Raw genomic sequence first — 25,885 nt, 5'->3', positions numbered from 1 at the left:
TATTGGCAACCGGTCAATGAGTGCGCCGATCACCGAAACCTCAGCCCAGCTCGCGCCCTACCACCGTGATCGCCGAAACACACGCGCCGGGTCGGCCACCGAGATTGTGGGTCAACGCCATTCGCGGATCGGGTAGCTGCCGCTGCCCCGCCGCACCGCGCAACTGCAACCAGCACTCGTAGAGCATGCGCAGGCCGCTCGCGCCGACCGGATGGCCGAAGGACTTCAGACCACCGTCGATATTGATCGGAAGACGACCGCCGGCATCGAAATCGCCTGCGAGACTGTCCTTCCAGGCCGAGCCGGGGTCGCTGAATCCCATATCCTCCATGAGCACCAGTTCGGTCGGGGTGAAGCAGTCGTGCACTTCGGCGAAGTCCAGGTCGCGACGCGGATCGGTGATACCCGCCTGGAGGTACGCATCGCGCACATTGCGCACCACCTCGGGGAAGGTGGTGAAGTCGTAGGCCGGATCCACCGCTCCCCGGCCCGGACTTCCTACTGCCGAAACAGCTTTCACGTATACGGGGGCATCGGTGTAGTCGAGCGCGCGGTCGGCGGGGACGATGACCGCGCAGGCCGCACCATCGGAGACGCCGGAGCAATCGAACACTCCGAGCCGTCCCGCGACCAGTGGCGCAGTGGAGATTTTCGTCTTCGAGACTTCGGAGCGGAACTGCGCCTTGGGATTTCGCGCGCCATTGACGTGGTTCTTCCACGCGACGTGGGTCATGGCATCGCGCATGGACACGGGGTCGACGCCGTAGCGGGCGCAATAGGCCGGATCGAGCATGGAGAACGCGGCGGGTGCGGTGACCGCCAGTTCCGAGGCGGTGCCGTCGTTGGGCGGATCGCCACGTAGCAAACCGGAATAGCCCGAATCCTTGAGCTTTTCGACCCCGGTCGCCACGACCATGTCATAGGCCCCGGAGGCGACCGAGTAGCAGGCATTGCGGAAGGACTCCGTGCCGCTGGCGCAGTAGTTCTCGACGCGGGTGACCGGTGTGTAGTCCAATCCGAGCGCTTTGCTCACCAGCAGTCCGCTCTGCGCGCTGGACAGAGTGCCCAGCCAATAGGCCTCGACCGCCGTGCGATCGAGCCTCGGATTACCGGTGAAGCATTCGTCCACCGCATCGATGATCAGATCCTCGGCGGAACGATCCCAGCGTTCCCCGAAGCGGGTGCAGCCCATCGCCACCACGGCGACCTTGTCGCGAATACCTCTGCTGGTCACAGCAATACGGCCTTCCAGAAGTAGTTGTGGACGCCGCCGGCGGTGTACAGCCGCCGAAAGACCGGGCGTACCCGGCTGCCGACCGCGAGCATCTGCGCCGCACCGTCGGCGAGTTCAAGGGTGTATCGGCCGCCGCCGTCGAAGTCGACCACGGCCGCCACCACCGGCGGCGCCGGAGAATATGCCAGCCGGTCCACCGTGAAAGTCGCGACGGTGCCGGGCATATGCGCTCTCGGCTCATCGGTCATGGCATCGACACTGCGGCAGTTCTTGCACACCCGTGCGGGCGGTAAATGGACGAAACCGCAGGTGGTGCACGAGCTTGCGGTCAGTCCGAACTTCCATGCCACACCACGTGCCGACGGTGGGGCGGCAGGGCGATCGGGTTCGGGCCGTCGCGGCGGTTCGCGATCGAGCAGCCCGCGCCAACTCAGATAGGTGGTGTAGGAAACATCCACTCCGGCAGCCAACTGGGTAGCCACCGGCACCCGCTGTCGTCGCTGCTCGATCAGATCGGTGGTGCGCAACAGGATCGCATCGCACCCGTCGGCCGCCGACACCACGAGAATCGTCTCGTCGGGCCCGGCGGTATCGAGGATTCGCGCGAGCGCCAGCCCCAGATCTGCCGTCCCGCTGTGCCCGATGGGCGACACGGTCGTGGACTTGCAGCCCGACCACCGCTTTCCGGCGGTCTTCACCACACCGGCATTGGGTGAGACCACCACCAGGTGGTCCGGCTGATCACCCACCGCCATCGAATCAGGATCCCCAACTCGCGCCAGGATCGCCGCCCAGGCCCGATCGATGAGGGGTCCGTACTGGTCGACCCCGAACCTCTCTTCCCACTGCTGTCCCGCAACAGCTCCCGGCGCGCGCCACCGGTCGAGGAACTCGCCCGTGATGCTCACCTGGGAGACGATCGCGGCGAGCGAGTCGGTGGCGGGGCCGAAGACGAAGGCCGCCGCCCCATCTCCCCCACCACGTTCATCCGACGATCCGGGCCGTCCGACCCGCACATCCGCGAAAACCGCCAGTCCATGTCCGGCGGCCGCACTTCGCCACGCCGCCACGGCGCTGCGCGCGGACCCGCAGACGTCGGTCACGAAGACATCGGCGGGCAATCCCAGCGCGGCATGCACCGCCGTGGCATTCGTCTTGTCCGCGTAGGCGGGTGTGGTCGTGGCAAAGTGCAGTGACCGCACACGCGCGCGGTCCAGTGCGGCCGCCGCCGCGGCTACCGCCAGCGTGGTGCTGTCCTCGTCGTAGCCGGCGACCACCCGCGAGCCGGTGCCCGCGTCGATGGTCAGGGCCGCGCCGAGGTCGGCCAGCCGCACCCGGAAGGCGGGAAGGTAGGTGGCGTAGGAGACGATGCCGGTACTCATGCGGCCTCGAAGATCGCTGCCATGCCCTGGCCACCGCCGATACACATCGATTCCAGGGCGTAGCGGCCGCGGCGGCGTCGGAGTTCATGGACCAGGGTGGTGAGGATACGAACGCCGGTGGCTCCGATGGGGTGGCCGAGGGAGATGGCGGAACCGTTGACGTTGAGGCGGTCGTGATCGTCGAAGCCCCAGCCCTTCAGTACGGCCAGGACCTGGACCGCGAAGGCTTCGTTGAGTTCGACCAGGTCCATATCGTCGAAGGACAGTCCGGTGCGGGCGAAAAGTTTCGCGACAGCCGGAACCGGGCCGATGCCCATGCGGGAGGGGTCGCAGCCCGCGGCGGCCCAGCCGTGCAGAAAGGCGATGGGGGTGAGGCCGAGTTCGTCGAGCTTATCTTCGGCAACGATGAGGCAGGCCGCGGCGGCGTCGTTCTGCTGGCTCGAATTGCCCGCTGTGACAGTGCCATTCGGGGTGATCACCCCCAGTCTGCTCAGCGATTCGGACGTCGAGTCGGGCCGGATGCCCTCGTCGCGGGTGAACAGGACCGAGTCACCCTTGCGCTGGGGCACGTCGACCGCGATCACTTCGCTGTCGAATCTGCCGGATTCCCATGCGGCAGCGGCTCTGCGGTGGCTGCGCGCAGCGTACTCATCGGCGGCGGCCCGGGTGATCGCGTAGTCGGTGGCCAAATTCTCGGCGGTTTCGATCATGCCGCTGATGCGTCCGAAGCGCGATTCCGGTTGGGAGCGTTCACGTCCCCGGTCGAGGCGATCGTAGAAGGTGGCGTTGCCCGAGCGCGCACCCCACCGCATGTCTCGGGTGTAGTACTCGATATTGCTCATCGATTCGACCCCACCGGCCAGGACCGCGTCGGCCGCTCCGGTCTGCACCATCATGGCGGCCGTCACCACCGCTTGCAGTCCGCCGCCGCAGCGGCGATCGGTCTGAAAGCCGGGCAGCTCCACCGGAAGTCCGGCTTCCAGCGCCGCCCAACGGCCGATGCACGGGGCCTCGGAATTGGCATAGGACTGGGCCATGGCCACATCGTCGATGCGGGCGGGGTCGATACCGGAGGTGGCCACAACGGCCTTCAGTATCGTGGCGGCGAGCTGCTCGGCCGGCAGTGCGCGCAATGCGCCACCGAACGAGCCCACCGGCGTGCGCAAGGGGCTGACTATCGCGGCCCGTTTCATAGTTGTTCCTCCATACGAGCTTTCGCGAGATGCTCGCGGTGGTCGGGATGGGCGATGTCGATCAGGCGATCGGCGCGCTCGGCGAGCGAGAGGCCGCGCAGGTCGGCGATGCCGTATTCGGTGACGAAGATTCCGGCGTCCGAGCGGGCGGTGCTCACCGGGCCGGACAGGGTGGTAACGATGCGACTGCGGGCCCCGGCCGTGGAGGGCAGGGCCACGATGGGGAGCCCGCCGGGCGAGGATGCCGCCGCGCGCAGGAAATCCGCCGCCCCGCCTACCGCGCCGACGTAGGTGCCGCCCGCGACTTCGGCGTTGACCTGTCCGGTGAGGTCTACCTCTATCGCGGAATTGATTGCGGTGAAGCGGGTCTGGCGTGCGAGCACCTCGAGGTTGTGGGTGTAGGACGCGGGACGCAGTTCGATGGTGTTGCCCAGGTGTGCGGCCTCGAACAGGCGCCGGGTTCCGATCAGCATGGCCCCGATCGCCAGCGCGTGGTCTGCCCGCTTGCGGGTACCGGTGACCGCGCCGCATTCGATCAGGTCCACGACCGCGTCACCGAGCAGTCCGGAGTGGATGCCGAGGTGCCGGCGGTCCTTCAACTGCCGCAAGACCGATTCGGGAACCGCACCGATGCCGAATTGCAGTGTGGCCCCGTCCTCGATGAGATCGGCGACCGATTCGGCAAGACGGATCGTGACAGGATCCTCGGACAGTGCGGGCAATTCCACCGGTGGCCTGGAGGTTTCGATGAGGACGTCGATATCGGCATCGGTGAGATATCGCATCCCCGCCGTCGCGGGCACCTGATCGTTGACCTCCGCGATGACGACCCTGGCGGAATCGAGTGCGGCGGTGAGGTAGTCGTCGGCCAGTCCGAGGCTGTAGCGGCCGTCATCGCGCGGTGCGCACTGCACCAGCACCACGTCGGCACGGAGCGGACCCGCCGATACCAGCCAGGGCAGTGTCGAGTAGTGGCCCGGATAGATATCCAGCACACCGGCTTTGGCGAGCGCCCGGTTCGCACCGGTCCCGCAGTAGGACACCAGTCGCAGGTGATCGGCATGCTCGGGCCGGACGGTGCCCGCGAACTGGATACCGAGAAAGCAGCGCAGCCTGTCGAACCGGTCGCGCTGGGCCACCAGGGCCTCGGTGAGCGTGAGCGGTTCCGCGCACGCCTGCCCCCACACGAGGGTGTCCCCATCGCGCAGATAGGGACCGAAGTCGAAGGTGTCCGCCGGAACACGTTGCGGTGTCACCTTTCTCGCCACCGGTTCGCCGAAGGATCGAGCAGTCGTTCCATCTGCCCTTCGGCCAGCCACACGATGGTCTCCAGCTCCAACGCGTCCAGGTACCGCACCCGGCCGGTCTTCAGATCGTGCAGGCGCAGACGTGGACCGTTGGCGGTCTCATCGATACTCACCGCCACCCGCGCGAACTCACTGTGCACCACGCCCTGCCCGGCCGGCGGTGGCCTGCGCTCCGATTCCATTGCCGTATCTCAGATCAGGAAGCCGAGGGTGGGAAGCGCCTCGGCGCTGTTCACCAGGACCACGGTCTTACGCGCGAGCTTGAGCTCCCCCGCGACCCAGCGCACCACATAGGTGACCCGTCCTGCCCAGGTCTCGATACCGCGCGGCTTGGATTCGTACAGCACGAAATTGGCCCCGGCGGTGGTCTCGTCCCCCGACCGCTGCAGGATCTCGACATTGGAGATCGTGCGCCGCAGATTCGACGGCGGCGACTGCGCGTACCGCTTACCGGTGCGCAGTTGCTGCAATCGGGTCGTGATGCGGCGCCGGTTGTCGTAGATGACCGAGACGTGCGTGGCCGGATCGTGCGCGCCGCCGTCGACCGGCACCCAGTAGATGGCGTCATCGGTCCACAACGCCTCCCACGCGGTGTAATCGTGTTCGTCGGCGTAGCGGGCTTCGCGGTAGATGAACTGTTCGATCGTGTCCAGACCGATATCGCTCAGGCTGCCCATCACGCCTCCATCAGGGTCTTGTAGTGCTGCCAGAAGGCACGCATGGCGGTTTCGTCGGTCGCGCCACCGATACGGAAACCGTTGTCGTCCAATGTTTCCCGTGCCACACCACGCCGGATGTCGAGCCATTCGGGCCGTAGCTGCGCCACGCCTACCTGATTGCGCTCGTACATTTCGGTGTCATCGGCCAGCAGCATGCCCGCGGGCCCGATCGAGCCGATCGATTGCGAGAGCATGCGCCGGTTGAGCTCGTTCGCTCCGTCCAGTTGCACCGACGTGGCGAACTGCACGCATTCGGTGGCCGAAACCGGCTGGATATTGAAGACCTGGATCTCGGCGATGAACAGGTTGGGAAAGATCATCACGTGCGGTGCGCCCTCGATCATGATCTGGTCGGCTGCCGCGCCGTGCACCTCGCGCATCGCGGCCACGTACTCCGGGACGCGGTCGGCGGTGGTGCCGAACCAGCGCATGGGTTCGGCGAATTTCCGGAATTCCGGACGTAGGTCGTTCTCACTGTGCCCATTGCCGAGCGCACGGGTCACAGCGGTGGAGGCATCGCTGTAGAGCGGGCCGATGGTGGAGCCGGTCACCGAGAAGATCGAGCCGTGCACGAATTGCGGGTGGTAGCCGTCGGTTTCGTTCTCCGCCAGCAGTTTCCAGTTGGCGCGGGTACGGTGCCGGAGCCAGCCGGTGTCCAGGCGCACCTTGCCGGTGGGCGAGAGCCGTGCCAGCCGATCGATCTCCCCGGCAGCGGCGCCGAGATGTTCCAGCAGCGGCGGTACGTCGGGATTGAAGCTGCCGAACACGAACCCGTGGTAGCTCTCCACGCGCGGTACCACACCCAGTCCGAGGTCCAGCTTGACCTTGCCGTAGCCCTTGTTGAACGGATAGCCCAGCAGCTCACCGGTATTGCGGTAGGTCCAACCGTGATACGGGCAGCGGAACGAACTCGAATTGCCCTGCTGCTCATCGCACACCAGATTGCCGCGATGCGCACAGCGATTGCCGACCACGTGCACATCACCGCCGCGGTCACGCAGCAGAATCACGTCCTGCGGACCGATATTCTTGCGCACGTAATCGTTCGGCTGCGGCACCTCGGATTCATGACCGACGAACACCCAGCCGCCGTACCAGATGCGCTCGAGTTCATCGGCGAAGACCGCCGGATCGGTGTAGAGCGATCCGTGGACGCGCTCGGGCTGGATGAGTTGTGAATAGTCCACGCGCGGAAACTCTTTCGTCACCGGCGGAATCGTCACCGTCATAGTCGCTCCATTCGTGCCTTGGCGTATTCCACGAGACGGAACTTCTGCACCTTGCCGGTCGGAGTGGTGGGAAGCTCTGTCGCGGTGAGGAATACGACGTGCTTGGGAACCTTGAATCGAGCCAGGTTCGTCTTACAGATTTCGATCACCTGCGCGGCCCCGACCGTCGAGCCCGGTGCGCGCACCACGCACGCGCACCCCACCTCACCCCAGCGCTCATCCGGTACGCCGATCAGGTACGCCTGGCTGATCTCGGGATGCGCGGTGAGCAATTCCTCGATCTCCCTGGGCATCACCAGTTCTCCGCCGCTCTTGTAGAGCTCCTTGGAGCGACCGGTCACCTCGAGATAGCCGTCCGGGCGCACCCGGCCCAGATCGCCGGAGTACACCCAGCCGTCGCGCAGTCCACGCGCGGTTTCGGCGGGCTTGGCCCAGAAGCCGAGCATGGCGGTCGGACCGCGGGAGACGAGTTCCCCTTCGGTGCCTTCGGGTAGGAACGCACCGGTATCGGGATCAGCGGTGCGGTACTGCACGAGCGCGCCCGCACAGTCCGTAAGTCCCGCGGCCCCGGCCATTTTCGGCGCGCCGACCGTCGTCGAGGTGAGCTCGTAGGGATCCTCGGGGCGGGTCAGGGTCATGGCCCCGCCGGTTTCGGTCATGCCGTAGCCGGTGACGATCTCGCTCGCACCGAGTTCATCGCGAACCCGCTCCCACAGCCACACCGGTGCGGGCGCGGCCCCGGACAACACCGCTTGCAACGAGGACAGGTCATAGCTGTGGCGTTCGGGATGTTCGAGCAGTGCGATGGTCATGGTGGGGACGCACAGGATGTCGGTGGCCCGGTGTCGCTCGATGCCGGACAGGTAGCCCTGTGGGCTGAACGACGGCTGTGGGATGACTGCACCGCCGACCATGGTGGCGGCGATGATGCCCTCCACGTAACCGAACATGTGATAGCAGGGCAGCGAGAACAGGATCCGGCGGCCGTCACCGAACGCGCGGGTCAGCGCGGAGGCGAATCCGGTGCGCAGTACGGCGTCATGGGTCACCATGACGCCCTTGGGTGAGCCGGTGGTACCGGAGGTGTACAGGATGTCGCCCACGGCATCGGGGTACACGATGCGTTCGGCTGCCGCACCGCGATAACGGTCTCCGAGTAAACCGAGCTCGGCGACGGTGAGCACACCCGCGCGCTCGCGCCCATCGGTGCTGAACTGAATCACTGTGTGCAGCTGTGGAAGTCGGGTGCCGTCGCGCTCGAGCTGCTCCCAGCCGGGCATGATCTCATCGAGCATGCCGAGATAGTCCAGCTCGGCGAAACCCGTCATGGTGATGAGCACCCGGCATTCGGATTGACCGAGTACATAGGCCAATTCGTCGGCGCGGTACAGGTAGTTCAACGGCACCGCGACCGCGCCTGCCTTGGCGATCGCGAACTTCAATGGCACGAACTGCGGATAGTTGGCCATCAGCAGACCGACATGATCGCCCTCGCACACACCCAGAGCGGCGAGTCCGTCGGCGAATTCGGTGGCGAGCCGGGCGGTCTCGGCATAGGTGAGGATGAGATCATCGGTGAGTACGAGTGGTCGATCGCCATAGGTCGCGGCCCGCTCGTCGAGCCAGCTCCCCAGTGAGCACGGTGTCCAGTCCTGGAATTGCTCGCACAGCGCCGCACGCCGGGACGCTATATCGGCCACCGCGCTCACCTGATCTCGTCGAAACGTCCGGCCGAGATCGCCTGTACGACCTCGAATTTGCGCACCTTGCCCGAGGCGGTGACCGGGAGTTCGTCTGCCACGAACCAGCGTTTGGGCTGTTTGAAGGTCGCGAGCCGGTCGCGCACATGCGCGCGTAGCGAATCCGCCGGATTCGTCGGTGAGTCCGCGCGCAGCACCACGACCGCGCTGACCGCCTCACCCCATTTCGGGTCGGGTACGCCGACCACGGTCACCTGAGCCACCGAATCGTGCTCCAGCAGCAGTGATTCCACCTCGGCGGGCGCGATGTTCTCACCACCGCTGATGATCAGATCCTTGAGTCGGCCGGTGAGAGTGATATAGCCGCGGGCGTCCATGGACCCGAGGTCGCCGGTGTGCAGCCAGCCGTCGGCGTCGACGGTGGCGGCCGTGGCAACCGGATCGCCCAGGTACTCGATCATTTGCTGATATCCGCGGGCGCAGATCTCGCCCTCCTCCCCCAGAGCTGCCACGCTGCCGTCCGCGAGCCGGGCGATCTTGCACTCCACCTGGGGAATCGGCCGACCCACAGTGGTGAGTTGATCGTGCGGACTGTCCTGGCGGCGGATCATGGTGAGCACCGGAGCCAACTCGGTTTGGCCGAACAGGTTGTGCACCGTGCCGCCGAACACCGTGCGCGCGCCGTCGATCAGGACCGGAGCCACCGTCGCGGCCCCGCCGAGGATGCTGCGAAAGCGTGGGGCGGGCAGATCGCTTCCGCGCAGGGCGTCCAGAAGTGCGCCGAGTACGGTCGGTACGAAGAACAACACGCTCGCCTGCTCGGCGACGGCCCACTCCAATACCGCTCGGGGTGCGAAGGTTTCCACCAGTAGCAGAGTCCCGCCGATATACGCGGGACCGAGGGTGCTGATCACGCAGGCCGCGGTATGGAACATGGGCAGCGGGCCGATACACACCGCGCCCGATTCGATTTCGGCCGCGCTCATAGTCATCTTGGCGACATTGACCAGCGAGCGATGGCGCAGCAGTACACCTTTCGGGTTGCCGGTGGTTCCGGAGGTGTACTGCAACATGACCGGGGCATCAGGATCGGTGGCGTTGGGTCCGCGAACGATCGGTATGGCTCCCGGCTCGGCCTGCCAGCGCGCCCGGTCGGCAAGGCTGATGATATGGGAACATTCGGGCACTCGCGCGGCGGCCTCGATCGCCGCCGCGGCCATATCGCTGCCACGGTTGGATTCTGCGTGCAGCAGTACGGTCGCACCGGAGTGCCGGAGTACGTATTCCAATTCATCGACCTGGAAGGCCGGATTGACCGCGACGAGCACGACACCGGCCAGCGCCGCACCGTATTCGATGATCGGCCATTCCAGGACGTTGGGAGCCCAGAGCGCGACGTACGCACCGGGTTCGGTGACGCGCAGCAGCGCGGTGGCGACGCGTTCGGCCCGCTCGTACAGCTCGGCGTAGCTGAGCCGTTCGATGATGGTGCCGCCGTGTGGTGTTCCGGCGAGTGCCAGGCGTTCGGGGTGGGCCCGCGCCCGATCGGCGAGTAGTGAACCGACGGTGTGCTCCGAGAGCGGCACACCGGTATCGGCGCGACGATACGCCTCGGGGAGAGAATCGAAATCGACGGGGGCCAAATGGGCTTCGATGGCCATGCGCGCTCCTAGCGGCCGTGAAATTGCGGGGCGCGGCGTTCGTGGAACGCCGCGACACCTTCGGCGAAATCCTCGGTGTCGAAGAGCCGGACCTGCGCATCGACCTCGTGATCGAGCATCGCGACCGGATCGGCGGGCCAGCGGCCCAGCGAAGCCTTCAGTTCACACAGCGCCAACGGCGCGACGGTGGCGATCCGCTCGGCATCGGCCAGCGCGCACTGCAACGCGGTGCCCGCGGGCACCACCGAGTCCACCAGGCCCAGCTCGAAAGCCGCACTGCCGGAGAGCTTTTGCGGCAACAGCATAAGCTGCTTGGCACGCGCCCACCCGACCCTGGCCGGGAGCGAGGCGAATATGCCCATATCGCCGGCCAATCCGACACCGGTGAACGCGGTGCTGAACACCGCGTCCTCGGCGGCCACCACCCGATCGCACGCGATGGCCAGTGACACGCCCGCACCGAAGGCGGCCCCCTCCACCGCCGCCAGCACCGGCTTGGTCCCGGACCAGATCGCGCGCACCACCCGTTGTGCCGCTTGGGCTCTCGGTCGGCTCGCCTCCTCCGGCATGCGCTCCATGGTGGAGATATCGCCGCCCGCGCAGAAGCCCGGACCCGCACCGGTGAGCACGATCACCCGCACCGACGGATCGGACATGGCCTGCTCGAGATGTTCGGCCAGGGCAACGCGCAAACCGATATCGATGGCATTGCGGCGTTCGGGCCGGTTGAGAGTGACGATCCGGATCGTCGCGCGATCCTCGATGAGTACGACCTCGCCCATATCACTTCCCAACGAACACGGGCGGGCGGCGTTCGATGACCGCGGCCAGTCCCTCGAGCGAATCCTGAGTACCGGACAGCTCGGCGACGGTCCGCGCCTCCTCCGCCAGCCGTTCCGGCACGCTCGCGCCCACGCCGCCCCACACCAGGCGCTTCACCGCGGCAACGGCTTTCGGAGCCATATCGCCGAAGTGCGCAGCGTAGGTGAGAGCTTCGATCTCGAGCGCGTCATCGGGGACCACCCGGGTGAGCAGACCGATCTCGAGAGCCTGCGCGGCGCTCAGCGTCGGATTGGTCAGCAGCAGTTCCATGGCCTTGCGGAGCCCGACCAGTTGGGTGAGCGTCACCGACACCCCGGCGTCCGGGGCCATGCCCACCCGCACCGCACCCGACATGAATTTCGCCGATTCGGCGGCGATGACGAAGTCCGAGGCGCAGACCAGGCCGAAACCACCTCCGCCCGCCGCGAATCCGTGCACGGCCGAGATCACCGGGACCTGGAGTTCGAGCAGCGCCGAGACGGTGATCTGCAACCATGCGGTCGCCTCACGCAGGTAGTCCGGGAGCGCTCGGCCTTTGGCGGCGAAGACCCGCACATCACCACCGGCGCAGAAGTTCGGACCGTTCCCGGTGATCAGTACCGACCTGACCGACCGATCGCCGTGGCAGGTCATGATCGTGGCGTGCAGGGCACGCAGAAACGGCACATCCATGCCATTGGAGGCCTCGGGGCGGTTGAGCCGGATGCGGGCGATACCGCTGTCGGCCATTTCCAGCAGCACCGGTGCGCGGTCCGGTGGTGAGTCGCTCATCGTGATGTCCTTTCACCGTGGGCGTTTCGGTCGGACTGATCGCGCGCGGTGAAGGCCGCGATGCCCGCACCCGCATCGCCACCGGCGAGGTGGTCCAGAACGGTGCGCTGTTCGAGGTCGAGTCCCTCGGCCAAGGGCAGTCGCAATCCCTGCTGGACAAGAGATTTCGATGCGGCGAGCGCGGTGCGGTCGCGCCGCGCCAGTCGTGCGGCGAAAGCGGGTACGGCGGTGTCGAATTCGGCGGCGGCGTAGACACGGTAGGCCAGGCCCCAGTCCAACGCCTCCGCCGCGGTGAGCCGGTCGGCGGTGAGAATGTGCGCGAGGGCGCGCTGGCGGCCGACCAGTCGAGGCAGTCGCTGACTACCGCCACCGCCGGGGATCTGACCGAACTTGGTGTGCGTGTCCGCCAGTATCGCGTTCTCGTGCAGCAGGACGATATCGGCGGCCTGGGCGAGCTCGAAACCACCGGCCATCGCGAATCCCTCGACCGCGCAGACCACCGGCACCGGCAAGGTGCCGATGAGTGAGCAGGCGGCGGCGAAGTTCGTGAACAGGCGCGCCATCGCCTCGCGGCCCTGGGCGCGCAGTCGTTCGAGTTCGCGGAAATCGCCACCGGCGCAGAAGTTTCCACCGCTGCCGCGAATGACGATGACGCGCGCGTCGCGGGCCGCGTCGAGCAGTGCGTGTTCCAATGCGCGCCCCAACTCGACCGTGATGGCGTTGAGTTGTTCGGGACGATTGAGGGTCAGGGTGGCGACATCACCGGCGCGGGAGGTCAGCACGGTATCACTCACATCAATCGCCCCCCACCGACTTCCAGGACCGCACCGGTCATATAGCTGGACAGATCCGAGGCCAGGAACAGGGCCGCACCGGCCACCTCGCTCGGTTCGCCCGCCCGCTTCATCGGAATGTCGGCCTCGCGCGCGGCGAAAACCTCGGGATTCATCGCGGCGGTCATGGGCGTGCGAATCAGGCCGGGCTGGATGGCGTTGACGCGAACACCCTTGTGCGCCAGCTCTTTCGCCGATGCTTTGGTGAGCCCGACGATGCCCGCCTTGGCGGCGCTGTAGTTGCTCTGCCCCGGATTGCCGGACTTGCCCGAGAGCGAGGACATATTGACGATCGATCCGCCACCGGCCTCGCGCATGACCGCCGAGGCCGCGCGCACGCCGAGCCAGGCGCCGCGCAGATGGACCGCGATCACCGTATCGAAATCGTCGGTGGTCATCTTGCGCAGCGACGCATCGCGGGTGACACCGGCATTGTTGACGAACACATCGAGCCGCCCGGACCAGCGCAGGGTCTCATCGACCAGTTGCTGCATCGACTCTTGTTCGGAGACATCACATTTCATGCCAATCGCGCGGCCGCCGACCACCTCGGCCGCAGCGCGCACACCGGGTTCGTTCAGATCGGCGAGCACGACGGCCGCGCCGTGCGCGTGGAACAGTTCGGCCACCGCCAGCCCGATACCACCCGCCGCGCCGGTGACGATCGCGGTCCGGCCATCGAGCAACCCGCTCGCGGCGCTCACGCGAGGAACCGGGCGATCGACTCGGCGACACAGGCGGGCTTGGCCGCGCCGTCGATCTCGATGGTGGTGATCAGGGTGGCCTGAATGCCGCCCGGCACTTCGCTGACCGACTCGAGGCGTGTGCTCGCCCGGACCCTCGAGTTCACCGGCACCGGCGCGATGAAGCGCACCTTGTCGAAGCCGTAATTGACTGCCATGGAGAGCTTTTCGATCGTGTACAGCTGATGGTTCAGCACCGGCAGCAGCGACAGCGTGAGCAGCCCGTGCGCGATGGTGCCACCGAACGGCCCGGCCGCGGCCCTGTCCGGCTCGACGTGAATCCACTGCTGATCACCGGTGGCGTCCGCGAACGCGTCGATCCGTTCCTGGTCGATGTCCAGCCACTGACTGGTCCCCAGTTCGGTGCCTGCCGCAGCGGCGAATTCGTCCAGATTGCCGAAGACCTTCACACCCATACTCCTTGATGGTTTTGAATTTAATATAGATTCAGAAAGTGACACAGGTCAACAGTTCCTACATCCCGTGCGGCACACTCCAGCGCTGGCAGAACCGCTGCGGCGCGGGCTGGCGAGTGCTGACCTGCGATAGCCGTATAGTCGACATGTGGTTAGAAAATCCGCCGCGATCGACGAGACGCCCGCCGCTCCGCCCACCGCCGCGGAGACCAAGGCCGCCCGCACCCGCACTCGCATTCTGGACGCGGCCGCATTCGTATTGAGCCGCAAGGGTTATGGCGGCACCCGGCTCTCGGATGTGGCCGAGCAGGCGAATCTGCAGGCGCCCGCGATCTACTACCACTTCCCTTCCCGCGAGGACCTCATCGAAGAGGTCATGTGGGCCGGGGTGGCGAGCATGCGTGAACACGTCACCGCGGTACTGGACGCACTGCCGCCGGAAACCGCACCGCTGGATCGCATCGACGCGGCGGTCGAAGCGCATCTGCGCCATGAACTCGAGATCTCGGACTACACGACGGCCGCGATTCGCAATGCCGGGCAGATTCCCGAGCGCATTCGTGCCCGCCAGGTCGCCGAAGAAAACGCCTACGGCGATATTTGGCGCGCGCTGTTCAGCGCCGCCAAATCCGAAGGGCTGCTGCGGCCCGAACTCGATCCGCGCGTGGCGCGCATGCTGGTGCTCGGTGCGCTCAATTGGGCAGCGGAGTGGTGGAATCCGCGCCGCGGCTCACTGGACGCGGTGGTGCGCACCGCGCAGACCATGGTGCGCAACGGGCTGTCCGCCGAGGCGGAAGACAGCGACACCGCGAAACCCAAACGCCGCACCCGCCGCGCCACCGCCTGAACGAATCAGCGACCGCTTGCGAGATCACGACCGATGAGTTCCTTCATGATCTCGGTGGTGCCCGCGTAGATCGTTTGGATGCGAGTGTCGGCGTACATGCGCGCCACCGGGTACTCGAGCATGTAGCCGTAGCCGCCGTGCAGTTGCAGGCAGCGGTCGATGACGCGTTTCTGCAACTCGCTCAGATACCACTTGCCTTTGGCGGCATCGATGGCGGTGAGTTCCCCGCCGTTGTAGGCCAGGATCGCCTTGTCCACGTACGCCTCGGCGACATCCAATTCCGTTGCCATTTCCGCGAGTTCGAACCTCGTGTGCTGGAAATCCGCGACCGCTTGCCCGAAAGCCTTGCGCTCGCGGGTGTATCGCACGGTATCGGTGAAAACTCGACGCGCTCCGGCATAGGAGACGGCAATGATCCCCATCCGTTCGGGGACGAGATTGTCGAACAGGTGAAACAGGCCGCGCCCTTCGGTGCCGAGCAGATTCTCCTGTGGCACAACGACATTGTCGAAGTACAGCTCGGCGGTGTCCTGACCGTGCAGACCGAGTTTTCGCAGTGGCGCACCGCTGCTGAATCCCTCGGCGCCGCGTTCGACCACGAAAAGGCTCAAACCACGTGAACCCGCCCGCGGGTCGGTGCGGGCCGCGACGATCACGATATCGGCACTGGTGCCACAGGAGATGAAAGTCTTCTGCCCGTTGAGAATCCAATCAGTCCCCGACCGGACGGCCGTGGTCTTGATGCCCTGGAGATCTGAGCCCGCCCCCGGCTCGGTCATGGCGATGGCTCCGATGGTGTCGCCGGTGGCAAAGCCACGCAGCCAACGCCGCTTCTGTTCCTCGGTACACAGATTCAGCAGGTAGTGCAGGATGATGTCCTCCTGCATGCTGACCGTCACCATGAACGAGGTGGCGTACACCCGCGCGGATTCCTCCCGCACGATCATCGGATAGCGGTAGTCGGTCTCCCCTGACCCACCGTATTCCGCAGGCACCGACAGCCCGAAGATCCCGTTCTCGGCGGCTGATCGAATGGCATCTCGATCGACCAGATACTGTTCGTCCCAGTGCTCGATATGGGGCACCACCTCCCGTGCGAAGTATTCGCGCACGGCCTCGCGGTAGCGCTCGTGATCGGCGGTGTACAGACTCCGTCGCACCTCAGAGCCTTTCGATAATGGTGACGTTGGCCTGACCGCCGCCCTCACACATGGTTTGCAGACCGTAGCGGCCACCGGTGCGCTCGAGTTCGTGCAGCAGGGTGGTCATCAAGCGCGCTCCGGTCGCGCCGAGGGGATGACCCAGAGCGATGGCGCCGCCGTTGATGTTCACCTTCGCCGGATCGGCCTTGGTATCTTTCAACCACGCCTGCACGACGCTGGCGAAGGCCTCGTTGATCTCCACGGCGTCGATATCGTCGATCGTGAGGCCGGTCTTCTCCAGTGCGCGCAGGGTTGCGGGGATCGGGGCGGTGAGCATCAGCACCGGATCGTCGCCGAGCACCGAGAGGTGGTGAATGCGGGCGCGGGGGGTGAACCCGTGGTCGGTCAGTGCCCGCTCCGATGCGATCAGCAGGGCCGCGGAACCATCGGACACCTGGCTCGACACCGCGGCAGTGAGTCGTCCGTCCGGCACCAGGGTGCGCAGGGCGGCCATTTTCTCGGGAGTGGTGTCCACGCGTGGGCCCTCATCGCGGGTCACACCGTCGAACGGCTGGATCTCACGATCGAATCGGCCCTCGGTCTGAGCGCGAATGGCGCGCGCATGGCTCTCGAGGGCGAAGGCTTCCATATCCTCGCGGCTCAAACCCCAACGTTCGGCGATCATTTCAGCGCTGCGGAACTGGGAGATCTCGGTCGTGCCGTAGCGGGCCTGCCAGTCCCGTCCGCCCCACGGATCGGTCGCGCCATACGGCTCGCCCGCCGCGAACGAGCTCAGGATCGGAAACTGCGTCATCTTCTGCACACCCCCGGCAATCACCAGATCCGAGGTACCGCTCATGACCGCCTGCGCGGCGAAATGCACTGCCTGCTGTGAGGATCCGCACTGGCGGTCGACGGTCACCCCGGGCACGGTTTCGGGCAGTCCCGCCGACAACGCGGCCGTGCGCGCGATGTCACCGGCTTGTGAGCCGATCGTGTCGAGACAACCGAAGACGACATCCTCGATGGCGCCGGGGTCGAAATCGCCACGTTCGACCAGGCGGCGAATGACGTGTGCGCCGAGATCGGCGGGATGGGTGTCGGTGAATCCGCCTTTGCGCCGCCCCACCGGGGTGCGGACCGCGTCGACGATGTATGCCTCTGGCATGGTTGGCCTCCTGAACTTCTTCTCATTGCTTAATTGAAATTAGATTTGATTTGTCCAGCAGAGATTGTGCGGCTCCCAGTTACCGCTAGGCCGCCAGGCCACCGCGCACGAGCAGCTGCGCGGTCATGATCACCTCGGTGACCGAGCCGCGCTCCCGGTCCCACCACTCCGCCGCCCAGTTGAGCGCGCCGACCACCAGCATGCGGGCGGTACGCAGATCCAGGTCCGCGCGAATCGAACCGTCCTGACGGCCCTGCTCCAGCAGACCGCGCCAAAGTGCGTGGTACTGCGCACTTTCCGCCGCGACGGGGGCATGCATATCTGGGGGTAGCTGGCCGCTGTTGCGGCTCACCGCGCGAGCGAAATCCGACAGTTCCAGCTCGACCCGCAGATGCGCCTCAACCGCCGCGTCGATGCGATCGAGCGAAGTGGCGTCTCCGGGAAGGGCGGCCAGCGCATCGGACACGTGCGTGCGCACCCACCGCTGTCCGACCACCATGACTTCGCCGATCAGCTCCTCGCGGGAGGAGAAGTAGTAATACATCGCGGGTGCGCGCAACTCGGCACACCGGGCGATATCACTGAGCCGGGTACCGGCGTAGCCGTTGCGCGCCAGCACCGTCGCCGCGGCGGCGAGTATGCGGTCGCGGGTGCCATTGCCCTGCTCGGATTTCGGCTCGGTCATGGCATCGTGTATCCGCCACTGACCGAGAGCACCTGACCGGTGACCTGCCGGGCCGCGGACTCCGAGGACATCCAGACCACGGTGTTGGCGATGTCCTGGGCCACGGTGAGCCGACGCAGCGGAATGTCCTTGCGCAGGAAATCGATCTGCTGCTCGTTGAAGACCGCGTCCTGTCCCGCTGCCCAAAGACTGTCCGCGCCAACAGCTTCCGGGCCTTCCGGAATGACCAGGCCCGGGCACACGACATTCGAGCGGATGCCATGGCGACCGTGCTCACGCGCGGTGGTGCGTGCCAATGCCAGCAGCGCCGCCTTGGTCGCGCCGTAGACGCCCTGGCGAATCTGCCCGAACGCGGCGTCGCTGGCGATGAATACGATCGACCCCGCGCCCGCGGCCCGCATGGGCTCGATGGCTGCCTGTGTGCACGCGATAGCGGTGAAGATATTGACCTCGACCAGGCGCTGCCAGCGCCCCCGATCGGTGTCCTGCGCAAGGAAGTTCGGCACGCTCCACCCCGCGTTGTTGACCAGCGCGTCCAGCCCGCCCCACGCCTGCACCGCACATCCCACCGCGGCCTCGGCCGCGCCCTCGACGGTCAGGTCCCCCACCGCCAACTCGACTTCGGCCGCCCCGAGCACGAGCGCTTCCGCGCGCACCCGCTCGGCTTGCGCCTTGTCGATATCCCCCAGCACGATCCGCGCGCCTTCCCGCGCGAACCCGTGCACGATCCCCCGTCCGATATTGGATGCCCCACCGGTTACCAGCACTCGCGCCCCGGCCAAACCCAGATCCATGAACGCGACCTTCCCGCCCGAGTCATATAATCTATTTTCAATTCAAAAAGATACGGCGCGCCAGCGCCGGTGGCAAGCACCGCCCTTGCCGGGAAGGCCTCCATGACATCGACCACCGCCGCGCCGGGATCGGGCACCCCCGCCACCACCGTTCGCGCCGCCGATCCCGCGCGCCGCGCAACCGAGGTCTCGGCCTACCCCACCCTCCCCACCGAGCGCCGCTTCCGAATCCGCGTTGTCGCGACCGACGCCGGACGGGTACACGCCCAGCAAACGTTGCCCCTCGAGACAGCCCGCACCGGCACCCATCTCGCCGGATCCCTCGGCCCCCTGGTCGATTTCACCATCGGCCGCGCCACCCAGACGGTCCTGTCCCCCACCGTCGCCATCCGCACCGCGGGCCTGCGCATGGACCTGCTCAGCACCGCCCTCACCCCCGGCGAGATCATCGAAGCGCATTCGCGCATCCTCGACCTCGACAACTACTCGGTGTACGGCGAAGTCCACATCACCACCGCCGATGGCCGCCCCGTGGCCCGCGCCTCAGCCCGAATGCTCATAGTGCCCGGCGAAATCGGCCCCACCGATCCCGCCGACGCCGTCACCCCACCCCACCCGCCAACATCCTTGGCCGCCCTGTTGACCCCTCTCACTCATCCGATGTCCGCGGGCGGGGTCACTCTCACCGCCCCCACCGCCCCCTGGATGACCAACCCCTGGGGCATAGCCCACGGCGGCATCCCTGCGGCCTTCGCCGGCCTAGCCCTCGAGGACGCGGCCCACATCACCGCCGGCCCAGTCCGTTTCATCGACCTCTCGCTCACCTACCATCGCCCGATTACGCTCGGCGAAGACGATATTCACACCGATGCCCGCATCGACCGCCTCGGCGCTCGCACCCTCGCCGCCACCTGCTCTGTCTACCAACAGGATTCGGACCGTCCGGCTGCAACAGCCACGGCGAGTTTGATACGTATGTGACTCGCCTAAATGGTTGCGTCGGGGCTGGTCGCGGGAAACGCCGACGCCCATCGCTGGGCACGGCGGAGCAAAGCTTTCACGAACACGGCCGCCACCTGACCGCGGAGCCCTCAACTCCGTTACCGCAATTCCGGCGGCATCTCGCACCGCTGGCAGGCGTCAGGGTTCGATGCGAACGCGTGGAGCCTGAAAAGTCAACGAGCCGTCGGCATCTGAATCGATCGCACTACCTGACTCAGCAAACCTGGAAGCAGGATTAACTCATGCTCGACTACATTCTGCGGGTACTACGCACTCCTGTACCTGCCCGGTGGCCCCGGGTTCGCACACACCGCGCAGCCCCGGGAACCGGAGAGTCAGGTTCGGAGACGGCGGCTGACATAGGCGACGATCCGACGCACCGAACTGTTGTTCTCCGGCTTCCAGTCGTCCTCCGGGATGTCGATGCCGAACCGCTTGCCGACCTGTTCGCGCAGTTCGGTAAAAGCGATCTCGTCCAGATGGTGGATGGGTTGCAGTCCGTCATCCAGGTCGATCTTGTAGTCACGCTCCTCCGCCGCCGGGAAGATGATGTCGTTGAACAGGATATGACGCACAGCCGCGATGATCTCGTCATCCTTCATGAAACACGCACCGCAATCTCTACAGTCCGGCAACAGTTTCGGGCTGACGCCCAGCCGGGCACGAATACCATTCTGAGGCTCCGGTGCCCACGGCGGTCGGTCAATGCCTCACATTCGATGCGGCACGCACAGGATTCATCAGCCGCTCACTTCAGCCTGGGCGCAATGGGAACTTGCTGTCGCCCAAGCAGTTCGGATGGCCGCCCAATGCCTGGGTCACGGCGATAGCAGAGGTCGGGATACAGCCTGCCCGTCGCCGTGGACGGCAAGCTGCGCTCGCTGGTGGCGAGTCAACGGGTGGGTGTGCCTCTGGCGTAGCTTCCGACGCTGGAATCATGGCCGGGCCGCAGGATGTAGGTTTCGGGCGGGTAGGTCATGCGGACCACGACGAACTGCTCGAGCGGGTCGAGAGATCGCGGTCGCGGGTCGGCGTCGGCAGGGCCGGGGCCGCAGGCGGCGAATGCCAGCGCCAGCAATGCGATCGTTGCCGCGGTCGCGGTGATCACTCGCTGTGGCCAGCGGTCGGGGATGGGTAGATCGTTGTCCAGAGCCGTCCCGTGGGTCGATTCGTGCACTCGCACATCCCCTTTCGGTGGGCCGCGGATTCCCGCCCGGGCGAGCAGATGGAACCCGGGCGGGAATGCGCAGCTGTTCTCAGATGACGGCCAGGATGATCCCCAGGATTGCTCCCAGACTTGCAACTGCGAGGCCGGCCGCGCTGCCGATACCGGGCAAGAACATGATTCCTCCATTGGTCGTCGGATTTCTTGGTGCCGGCCATTCGAGAACGCCGGTCGAGTGATTTCTAGCCGCGCATCGGCTAGGGGCACAACGGTTCTCCCGTCTCACGGGAATCGCGCAGATCGGTGACCACCTATGGGACCGCCGTCGCGCGCCGGATTGCTCTTACCACGGCGTTGCACGAGTTTTCAGCGATCGTTGAACGGTGGGTGGAACGTTGGGAATTCCCTGCCGCATCACGGAGGAGCAATTTCCGAGGAGGACATATGGACCCGCGTCGAGGTGGCGAGCGGATCCGCGCCGTCGCATCGGTCAGGCGATTTCTCCTACCGGCAGGCACTACTCCCGCGACGATACTGCCGATAGTCATGTGGCCTATCGCCATTCTGACAATGCTCGACGCCGTGGTCTTCAGGGCATTCGCAGGCGACGCCACCGACGACTTCCGACCGGTTCGTCTTGCGGTGACCGCATTCCTGCACCATCGCCCCGTCTATACCGAGAACCTCGACACCACCGATCCGCACTACCTGTATCCGCCCGGCGGAACCCTGTTGCTGGCGCCGCTCGGGCCCATCGACGAACAGGTCGCCCGGCAGATCTTCGTCGTGGTGAACGCGGCCGCGATCGTTGCGGCGATCTGTGTGCTGGTCCGGATGTTCGGCTATCGGCTCGATACCGGGATCGCTCCGATCGCTTTGACCTTCGCATTCTTGTCCGAAGCGACGATCAATACTCTGACTTTCGGCAACGTCAACGGGATCATTCTGTTGCTGGAAGCGGTATTCCTGCGAGCGCTGCTCGCGCGCAGGAATATTCGGGCGGGACTCGTGATGGGACTGACGATCACCGTCAAGCCCACGCTCGCACCGCTGCTGCTGATCACCATCGCTCGCCGCCAGTGGTCCACCATCGTTACGGCGGTGATCACACCGGTCGCGATCACCGCCATCGCGTGGCCGCTCTCCACGGACCCGCTGGCGTATTTTCAGCGAAATCTGCCCTACAGCATGCACATTCGCGACTACTTCAACTCGTCGATCTCCGGAATGGCCCGCTACTACGGAATCTCACCGCCGCTGACACTGATCCTGCGCGCGGGAACCGCTATCCTGATCGTCTCGATCCTCTGGCTGCTCTACCGCTATTACCGTCGCGACGAAGTGTTCTTCGTAGGCACCACGGCGGGGGTGTTGATGCTCGGATCGTTCCTGCTGAGTTCGCTGGGGCAGCAGTACTACTCGATGTTCGCCTTCCCGCTGCTGATGACGGTGACGCTGCGGCAATCCCTGATCCGCAATTGGCCGGCTTGGGCAGCGATCTTCGCCTTCATGAGCTACGACAAGTGGCTGCTGGACTCGAATCAATCCTTGGGCCGCGCCCTCGAATACTGGCGTGTACCAATAGGATGGGCCGCACTGCTCATCGTCATGGCATGCGTGTTGACCGACCGCTACCTCGCCGCCACACGTGAGGGCCGACTCGCAGACGGGATCGACCCCCCGCACCTTGCCCCCGATCTCCCAGGCCGAGCGCACACCCCCAGCAGCCACCTGGACATTGCCCGGTCGTTCAACGTTTTTTGAGCGGCGTGTGGATCCTTGGTGCAATTCGCAACGCGTGAGCCAAAACTGAGGAGGGACCGCATGACTCAGTACCGACGGCCTGCCCGGATCGACGATTTCGCGGCAGATTCGCTGCGAGCGCTCGGGGTGCTCGCCGCACACGGTCAGCAGGGGCGAGCGCCCGCCGATCCACGTCATCGGCGCGTCGATCCGGCGGTCGCGGCGTTGATTCGCCCGGGTCCCGCGCTCGCCGAGGTGTCCACCATCTCGATGCCGGGTGAGGTGAATCCGCTGGCGCTGCGGACCTATCGGCCGACTCATGATCCGCGGCCGCTACCAGGCATCGTGTACTTACACGGTGGTGGTTGTGTACTGGGAGGTTTGGACAGCCACGACGCGTTCCTGCGCACCCTCGCCGCCCAAACCGGCCATCTGGTGATCTCGGTGGACTATCGGCTGGCCCCGGAGTTCCCGTTTCCGGCGGCGATCGATGACGCATGTGCCGCAACGGAATACATATTCGACCACGCGGACCGCTTCTGCCTCGACCGAAGCCGCTTCACACTGGCAGGAGACGGTGCCGGCGCTGCACTCGCCGCGACGGTGGCGCAGCTGACTCGCACGGCCGCGATGCCGACCCACCAGGTGCTGATCAATCCGCAAACCCGATGGCAACCCGCGACAGCCAGCCGCATGGCCTTCGCCAGCGGCACCTATCCGACTGCGGCACTGCTGAATTGGTTCACCGAATGCTATCTGCCCGATCCGGACGACCGCCACGACCCGCTAGCCACGCCCACGCTGAGCGGCCGCCTGGGCGAGCTGCCACCGGCGACGGTGATCACGGCCGAACTCGATCCGCTCCGCGATGAGGGTGAGCTCTACGCCCGGGCGATGAGCGATGCGGGCGTCGATGTCGCACATTATCGAATGCCGGGCGCTTTTCACCTGCTGTGGCTGGCGACCGCGATCAATTCGCTGGCCCAGCGCCGCGTGATCGCCTTCATCGCGCGGCGCATCGCGGGCGGCATCCCCTGCCAATCCACGCCCGCTACCGAAGCCCCCTGGCGACGTCGGCTATTTCTGACGTAATCACGACCGGCACACCGTAATACGAAATCGAGAATGGGATGACGGACGACAATGACCAGCCCCGCAACGGGCACCGCGCGATCGACTACTCCGGTGACACTCACCTCGCACTGAACCACCTGTCCTCGGCCCCGGACTTCTTCAGTGCACCGATAGCGACCCAGCGCCGCTACGCCGATCGCCGCTGGGCCGAAATCGCATCACCACCGCCGCACGTGCCCTCGGTGGTGACCGTGACGATGCCGACCGCGGCCGGACTGCTGGCCCTGCGGATCTATCGCCCCGCTCTGGTGTCGAGGCCGCGGCCGGGAATCCTGTATTTCCACGGGGGCGGTTTCGTGCTCGGCGGGTTGGACAGCCATGATCCCTTCCTGCGCACCCTGTGCGCGAGCCTGGGCAGCGTCGTGGTCTCGGTCGACTATCGGCTCGCACCTGAGCATCCCTTCCCCGCCGCCGCTGAAGATGCCTGTGGGGCAGCCGATTACCTGATCCGTCATGCCGATGTCTTCGGTATCGATCCCGAGCTGATCACGGTGGCTGGTGATGGCGCGGGTGCGGCGCTCGCCGCAACAGTGGTCCAGCACCGGCGGGCCGCGAACGAGAGCGGGATCATCCACCAGATACTCATCACTCCGCTGCTGCGCTGGCCGACCGAACCGGACACGATGAGTCGGCGCATCTTCTCCGAAGGCTACGACCTCACCCTCGAACTGCTGGACTGGTTCGCCTCCTGCTACCTGCCCGATCCCGCCGATCGGCTCGACATCCGCGCCGCGCCCGGGTTGGCAAAGGACCTGCGCGATCTGCCGCCGACCACCGTGATCACCGCCGGGCTGGATCCACTGCGGGATGAGGGCGAGCAGTACGCCGAGGAACTGGCGGCGGCGAACGTGGATGTCGCTCTGCGTCGACTCGACGGCGCCTTCCACATGCTGTGGCTGGCCAGCGCCATCAGTCCCGCGGTGCAGCGCACCGTCATCGACACGATCGACCTGCGGCTGGGCCGCCGACTCTGAACCATCGGCAGCGCTCACGCCACCGTCTCATCGGACGACTTCTCTAGTGCGACAACGATTTCGGCCAACGCCTGCCGCATCAGGATCGCCGCACCGATATGGTCGTCCAGCTCGCCGGAGCGGCCCGACATCGACAATGCGGCCACACCCGCCCCGGCGACCATGATCGGCATCCCCACCGCACTGCGTCCGGGGGTGAGCCAGCCGTGGCTGAGGTGATATCCCCGCGTTTGCGCTGCGGCCAATTCCCCCTGCAGCCCCACCGAATCGGGGGTGGAGGCGGTGAATCGACGCAGCGACCCGCGCAGCACCTGCCCGCGAATCGGTTCGGGCGCGACCGCGAGCAACGGTGTGACGCCCGCGCCCGCGTGCAGGCTGTGCACCGCGCCGGGACGCAAAGCACCTGTGGCCGAACCTGATTGACGGGCATCGAGACATACCGCAGTGCAATGGACGCGCACGGTGAGCGCGACGTCGAGCCCGGTCTGTTCGGCGAGTCCGGCGGCGATCGGGCGCACCGCCCGCATCAGCTCGGCATGGTTGTGCCCGCATCGGTCGGCCAGGCGCGCACTGGGAATCAGGGCGCCGTCTATCTCGGAGACGAATCCGGCGCTTCGTAACAACCGCAGATAGCGATAGGCCGAGGAGGACGGGACCGCCGTCGCCTCGATGACCTCCGCCGCCGTGACCGAGCCACGATCCTGAATGAACGACAGAATGCGCAGTCCCCGATCCAGTGGCGACAATTCACGGTTCGCGACATGGTCGCCGGACTTCGGAACAGAACTCGTCACGGGTACCTCCCAAGAGCCGGGTTCGGACGAGACATGACGATAATCGCCGATTTCTGTTCCACCTACAGCCGTTGACCTGGTCATTCCAGGGATTTTCAACACATTTTGAACAGTGGTCCAGATGAACGGCCCCGTTAACGAACCGAACCCGGCTCTCGTGTTGTGGGGGGATCACGAGTGCCGGGTTCGGACGTGTAGCCGGGTCGTAGTGGAGTGAGGGAAACCGGGCGGCCCGGAGACTAGAGGAACGCCGCCCGCGAATATCGACCCGGATGCTGACCGCAAGGACCAGCCAACGCGCAGTAACACGATTTCTCTGAGTTCACCTCCTTGGCCGAATTCGGCGGCGCACTCGGATAATCGGGCAGATTCCGAGTTGCACGTCACCGAATCCCGTTGTGCACCAATCGAAATAGGCAGTCATCAA

26 protein-coding genes are annotated in these 25,885 nt (G+C 65.9%); 5 read left to right on the top strand and 21 right to left on the bottom strand.

Annotated elements, in window-relative coordinates:
* Positions 1–40: 40 nt before the first annotated feature.
* From ACFC0O_RS12670 to ACFC0O_RS12605, 14 genes are read right to left on the bottom strand one after another with little or no spacing between them, the layout of a single operon-like run.
* Complete coding sequence (locus ACFC0O_RS12670) at positions 41–1,234, bottom strand: acetyl-CoA acetyltransferase (RefSeq protein ID WP_375956769.1); 1,194 nt, start codon at positions 1,232–1,234, stop codon at positions 41–43.
* Entirely contained in the window at positions 1,231–2,616 is a 1,386-nt protein-coding gene (locus ACFC0O_RS12665) for an OB-fold domain-containing protein (RefSeq protein ID WP_375956766.1), read from the bottom strand. Before ACFC0O_RS12665 ends, ACFC0O_RS12670 begins: the two co-directional genes overlap by 4 nt.
* Complete coding sequence (locus ACFC0O_RS12660) at positions 2,613–3,809, bottom strand: acetyl-CoA C-acetyltransferase (RefSeq protein WP_375956763.1); 1,197 nt, start codon at positions 3,807–3,809, stop codon at positions 2,613–2,615. Before ACFC0O_RS12660 ends, ACFC0O_RS12665 begins: the two co-directional genes overlap by 4 nt.
* Entirely contained in the window at positions 3,806–5,065 is a 1,260-nt protein-coding gene (locus tag ACFC0O_RS12655) for an acetyl-CoA hydrolase/transferase family protein (RefSeq protein WP_375956760.1), read from the bottom strand. The genes ACFC0O_RS12660 and ACFC0O_RS12655 overlap by 4 nt, the downstream gene beginning before the upstream one ends.
* Positions 5,062–5,298, bottom strand: a complete 237-nt coding sequence (locus ACFC0O_RS12650; RefSeq protein WP_375956757.1) for a hypothetical protein — start codon at positions 5,296–5,298, stop codon at positions 5,062–5,064. Before ACFC0O_RS12650 ends, ACFC0O_RS12655 begins: the two co-directional genes overlap by 4 nt.
* A gap of 9 nt (positions 5,299–5,307) precedes the next feature.
* Positions 5,308–5,793 carry an aromatic-ring-hydroxylating dioxygenase subunit beta gene (locus tag ACFC0O_RS12645; protein ID WP_375956754.1) on the bottom strand — a complete coding sequence of 162 codons (486 nt, stop codon included), beginning with the start codon at positions 5,791–5,793 and terminating at the stop codon, positions 5,308–5,310.
* A complete protein-coding gene (locus ACFC0O_RS12640; RefSeq protein ID WP_375956751.1) occupies positions 5,793–7,064 on the bottom strand; it encodes a Rieske 2Fe-2S domain-containing protein in 1,272 nt (423 codons plus the stop codon). The genes ACFC0O_RS12645 and ACFC0O_RS12640 overlap by 1 nt, the downstream gene beginning before the upstream one ends.
* A complete protein-coding gene (locus tag ACFC0O_RS12635) occupies positions 7,061–8,773 on the bottom strand; it encodes a class I adenylate-forming enzyme family protein (protein ID WP_375956748.1) in 1,713 nt (570 codons plus the stop codon). The genes ACFC0O_RS12640 and ACFC0O_RS12635 overlap by 4 nt, the downstream gene beginning before the upstream one ends.
* Positions 8,770–10,425, bottom strand: a complete 1,656-nt coding sequence (locus ACFC0O_RS12630; RefSeq protein ID WP_375956745.1) for a class I adenylate-forming enzyme family protein — start codon at positions 10,423–10,425, stop codon at positions 8,770–8,772. Before ACFC0O_RS12630 ends, ACFC0O_RS12635 begins: the two co-directional genes overlap by 4 nt.
* An 8-nt stretch (positions 10,426–10,433) precedes the next feature.
* A complete protein-coding gene (locus ACFC0O_RS12625; RefSeq protein ID WP_375956743.1) occupies positions 10,434–11,207 on the bottom strand; it encodes an enoyl-CoA hydratase/isomerase family protein in 774 nt (257 codons plus the stop codon).
* 1 nt (position 11,208) lies between these two features.
* A complete protein-coding gene (locus tag ACFC0O_RS12620; protein WP_375956740.1) occupies positions 11,209–12,018 on the bottom strand; it encodes an enoyl-CoA hydratase/isomerase family protein in 810 nt (269 codons plus the stop codon).
* Positions 12,015–12,812, bottom strand: a complete 798-nt coding sequence (locus ACFC0O_RS12615; RefSeq protein WP_375956737.1) for an enoyl-CoA hydratase/isomerase family protein — start codon at positions 12,810–12,812, stop codon at positions 12,015–12,017. The genes ACFC0O_RS12620 and ACFC0O_RS12615 overlap by 4 nt, the downstream gene beginning before the upstream one ends.
* The gene (gene fabG, locus ACFC0O_RS12610; RefSeq protein ID WP_375956734.1) at positions 12,809–13,555 is read right to left on the bottom strand and encodes a 3-oxoacyl-ACP reductase FabG; all 747 of its coding nucleotides are present in this window, start codon (positions 13,553–13,555) and stop codon (positions 12,809–12,811) included. The genes ACFC0O_RS12615 and fabG overlap by 4 nt, the downstream gene beginning before the upstream one ends.
* Positions 13,552–14,004 carry a MaoC family dehydratase gene (locus ACFC0O_RS12605; RefSeq protein WP_375956732.1) on the bottom strand — a complete coding sequence of 151 codons (453 nt, stop codon included), beginning with the start codon at positions 14,002–14,004 and terminating at the stop codon, positions 13,552–13,554. The genes fabG and ACFC0O_RS12605 overlap by 4 nt, the downstream gene beginning before the upstream one ends.
* A gap of 154 nt (positions 14,005–14,158) precedes the next feature.
* On the opposite strand from ACFC0O_RS12605, the gene ACFC0O_RS12600 reads away from it, so the two are divergent.
* Positions 14,159–14,857 (top strand): TetR/AcrR family transcriptional regulator, encoded by a 699-nt coding sequence (locus tag ACFC0O_RS12600; protein WP_375956729.1) that lies wholly within the window; start codon positions 14,159–14,161, stop codon positions 14,855–14,857.
* Between the two features lie 5 nt (positions 14,858–14,862).
* Here ACFC0O_RS12600 and ACFC0O_RS12595 read toward each other — a convergent pair whose 3' ends face one another.
* From ACFC0O_RS12595 to ACFC0O_RS12580, 4 genes are all read right to left on the bottom strand, one after another.
* Entirely contained in the window at positions 14,863–16,017 is a 1,155-nt protein-coding gene (locus tag ACFC0O_RS12595; protein ID WP_375956727.1) for an acyl-CoA dehydrogenase family protein, read from the bottom strand.
* Position 16,018: 1 nt separating this feature from the next.
* Positions 16,019–17,167: an acetyl-CoA C-acetyltransferase gene (locus ACFC0O_RS12590; RefSeq protein WP_375956724.1), complete on the bottom strand. Its 1,149-nt coding sequence runs from the start codon at positions 17,165–17,167 to the stop codon at positions 16,019–16,021.
* 85 nt (positions 17,168–17,252) lie between these two features.
* A complete protein-coding gene (locus tag ACFC0O_RS12585) occupies positions 17,253–17,852 on the bottom strand; it encodes a TetR/AcrR family transcriptional regulator (protein WP_375956722.1) in 600 nt (199 codons plus the stop codon).
* Positions 17,849–18,646 carry an SDR family NAD(P)-dependent oxidoreductase gene (locus ACFC0O_RS12580; protein WP_375956719.1) on the bottom strand — a complete coding sequence of 266 codons (798 nt, stop codon included), beginning with the start codon at positions 18,644–18,646 and terminating at the stop codon, positions 17,849–17,851. The genes ACFC0O_RS12585 and ACFC0O_RS12580 overlap by 4 nt, the downstream gene beginning before the upstream one ends.
* A gap of 102 nt (positions 18,647–18,748) precedes the next feature.
* Between ACFC0O_RS12580 and ACFC0O_RS12575 the strand changes: the two genes are divergently transcribed.
* The gene (locus ACFC0O_RS12575; protein ID WP_375956716.1) at positions 18,749–19,627 is read left to right on the top strand and encodes a PaaI family thioesterase; all 879 of its coding nucleotides are present in this window, start codon (positions 18,749–18,751) and stop codon (positions 19,625–19,627) included.
* Positions 19,628–19,983: 356 nt separating this feature from the next.
* On the opposite strand, the gene ACFC0O_RS12570 is transcribed toward ACFC0O_RS12575, so the two are convergent.
* Both ACFC0O_RS12570 and ACFC0O_RS12565 read right to left on the bottom strand, forming a co-directional pair.
* Positions 19,984–20,250, bottom strand: a complete 267-nt coding sequence (locus tag ACFC0O_RS12570) for a hypothetical protein (RefSeq protein WP_375956713.1) — start codon at positions 20,248–20,250, stop codon at positions 19,984–19,986.
* Positions 20,251–20,540: 290 nt separating this feature from the next.
* Positions 20,541–20,825, bottom strand: coding sequence for a hypothetical protein (locus ACFC0O_RS12565; RefSeq protein WP_375956710.1), 285 nt, complete (start codon positions 20,823–20,825; stop codon positions 20,541–20,543).
* A gap of 291 nt (positions 20,826–21,116) precedes the next feature.
* On the opposite strand from ACFC0O_RS12565, the gene ACFC0O_RS12560 reads away from it, so the two are divergent.
* Genes ACFC0O_RS12560 through ACFC0O_RS12550 form a run of 3 tightly spaced genes read left to right on the top strand, consistent with a single transcriptional unit; the run spans position 21,117 to position 24,664 of the window.
* The gene (locus tag ACFC0O_RS12560; protein WP_375956708.1) at positions 21,117–22,577 is read left to right on the top strand and encodes a glycosyltransferase family 87 protein; all 1,461 of its coding nucleotides are present in this window, start codon (positions 21,117–21,119) and stop codon (positions 22,575–22,577) included.
* Positions 22,578–22,637: 60 nt separating this feature from the next.
* A complete protein-coding gene (locus ACFC0O_RS12555) occupies positions 22,638–23,648 on the top strand; it encodes an alpha/beta hydrolase (protein ID WP_375956705.1) in 1,011 nt (336 codons plus the stop codon).
* Positions 23,649–23,686: 38 nt separating this feature from the next.
* Positions 23,687–24,664, top strand: a complete 978-nt coding sequence (locus tag ACFC0O_RS12550; protein ID WP_375956702.1) for an alpha/beta hydrolase — start codon at positions 23,687–23,689, stop codon at positions 24,662–24,664.
* A gap of 14 nt (positions 24,665–24,678) precedes the next feature.
* Here the strand turns inward: ACFC0O_RS12550 and ACFC0O_RS12545 are convergent, their stop codons facing one another.
* Positions 24,679–25,458 (bottom strand): IclR family transcriptional regulator, encoded by a 780-nt coding sequence (locus tag ACFC0O_RS12545; RefSeq protein ID WP_375956700.1) that lies wholly within the window; start codon positions 25,456–25,458, stop codon positions 24,679–24,681.
* Positions 25,459–25,885 lie beyond the last annotated feature (427 nt).

Source organism: Nocardia sp. NPDC056100 (assembly GCF_042266325.1).
GTDB lineage: Bacteria > Actinomycetota > Actinomycetes > Mycobacteriales > Mycobacteriaceae > Nocardia.
Note: the sequence above shows the minus strand (reverse complement) of the source record. Positions and strands in the feature narration are given on the sequence as shown.

Excerpts from the sequence above, each read along its gene's own strand:
- ACFC0O_RS12665 (WP_375956766.1), bottom strand. The coding sequence starts at position 2,616 with ATGAGTACCGGCATCGTCTCCTACGCCACCTACCTTCCCGCCTTCCGG.
- ACFC0O_RS12660 (WP_375956763.1), bottom strand. The coding sequence starts at position 3,809 with ATGAAACGGGCCGCGATAGTCAGCCCCTTGCGCACGCCGGTGGGCTCG.
- ACFC0O_RS12650 (WP_375956757.1), bottom strand. The coding sequence starts at position 5,298 with ATGGAATCGGAGCGCAGGCCACCGCCGGCCGGGCAGGGCGTGGTGCAC.
- ACFC0O_RS12645 (WP_375956754.1), bottom strand. The coding sequence starts at position 5,793 with ATGGGCAGCCTGAGCGATATCGGTCTGGACACGATCGAACAGTTCATC.
- ACFC0O_RS12640 (WP_375956751.1), bottom strand. The coding sequence starts at position 7,064 with ATGACGGTGACGATTCCGCCGGTGACGAAAGAGTTTCCGCGCGTGGAC.
- ACFC0O_RS12630 (WP_375956745.1), bottom strand. The coding sequence starts at position 10,425 with ATGGCCATCGAAGCCCATTTGGCCCCCGTCGATTTCGATTCTCTCCCC.
- ACFC0O_RS12625 (WP_375956743.1), bottom strand. The coding sequence starts at position 11,207 with ATGGGCGAGGTCGTACTCATCGAGGATCGCGCGACGATCCGGATCGTC.
- ACFC0O_RS12620 (WP_375956740.1), bottom strand. The coding sequence starts at position 12,018 with ATGAGCGACTCACCACCGGACCGCGCACCGGTGCTGCTGGAAATGGCC.
- ACFC0O_RS12590 (WP_375956724.1), bottom strand. The coding sequence starts at position 17,167 with ATGCCAGAGGCATACATCGTCGACGCGGTCCGCACCCCGGTGGGGCGG.
- ACFC0O_RS12585 (WP_375956722.1), bottom strand. The coding sequence starts at position 17,852 with ATGACCGAGCCGAAATCCGAGCAGGGCAATGGCACCCGCGACCGCATA.
- ACFC0O_RS12580 (WP_375956719.1), bottom strand. The coding sequence starts at position 18,646 with ATGGATCTGGGTTTGGCCGGGGCGCGAGTGCTGGTAACCGGTGGGGCA.
- ACFC0O_RS12575 (WP_375956716.1), top strand. The coding sequence starts at position 18,749 with ATGACATCGACCACCGCCGCGCCGGGATCGGGCACCCCCGCCACCACC.
- ACFC0O_RS12570 (WP_375956713.1), bottom strand. The coding sequence starts at position 20,250 with ATGAAGGATGACGAGATCATCGCGGCTGTGCGTCATATCCTGTTCAAC.
- ACFC0O_RS12555 (WP_375956705.1), top strand. The coding sequence starts at position 22,638 with ATGACTCAGTACCGACGGCCTGCCCGGATCGACGATTTCGCGGCAGAT.
- ACFC0O_RS12550 (WP_375956702.1), top strand. The coding sequence starts at position 23,687 with ATGACGGACGACAATGACCAGCCCCGCAACGGGCACCGCGCGATCGAC.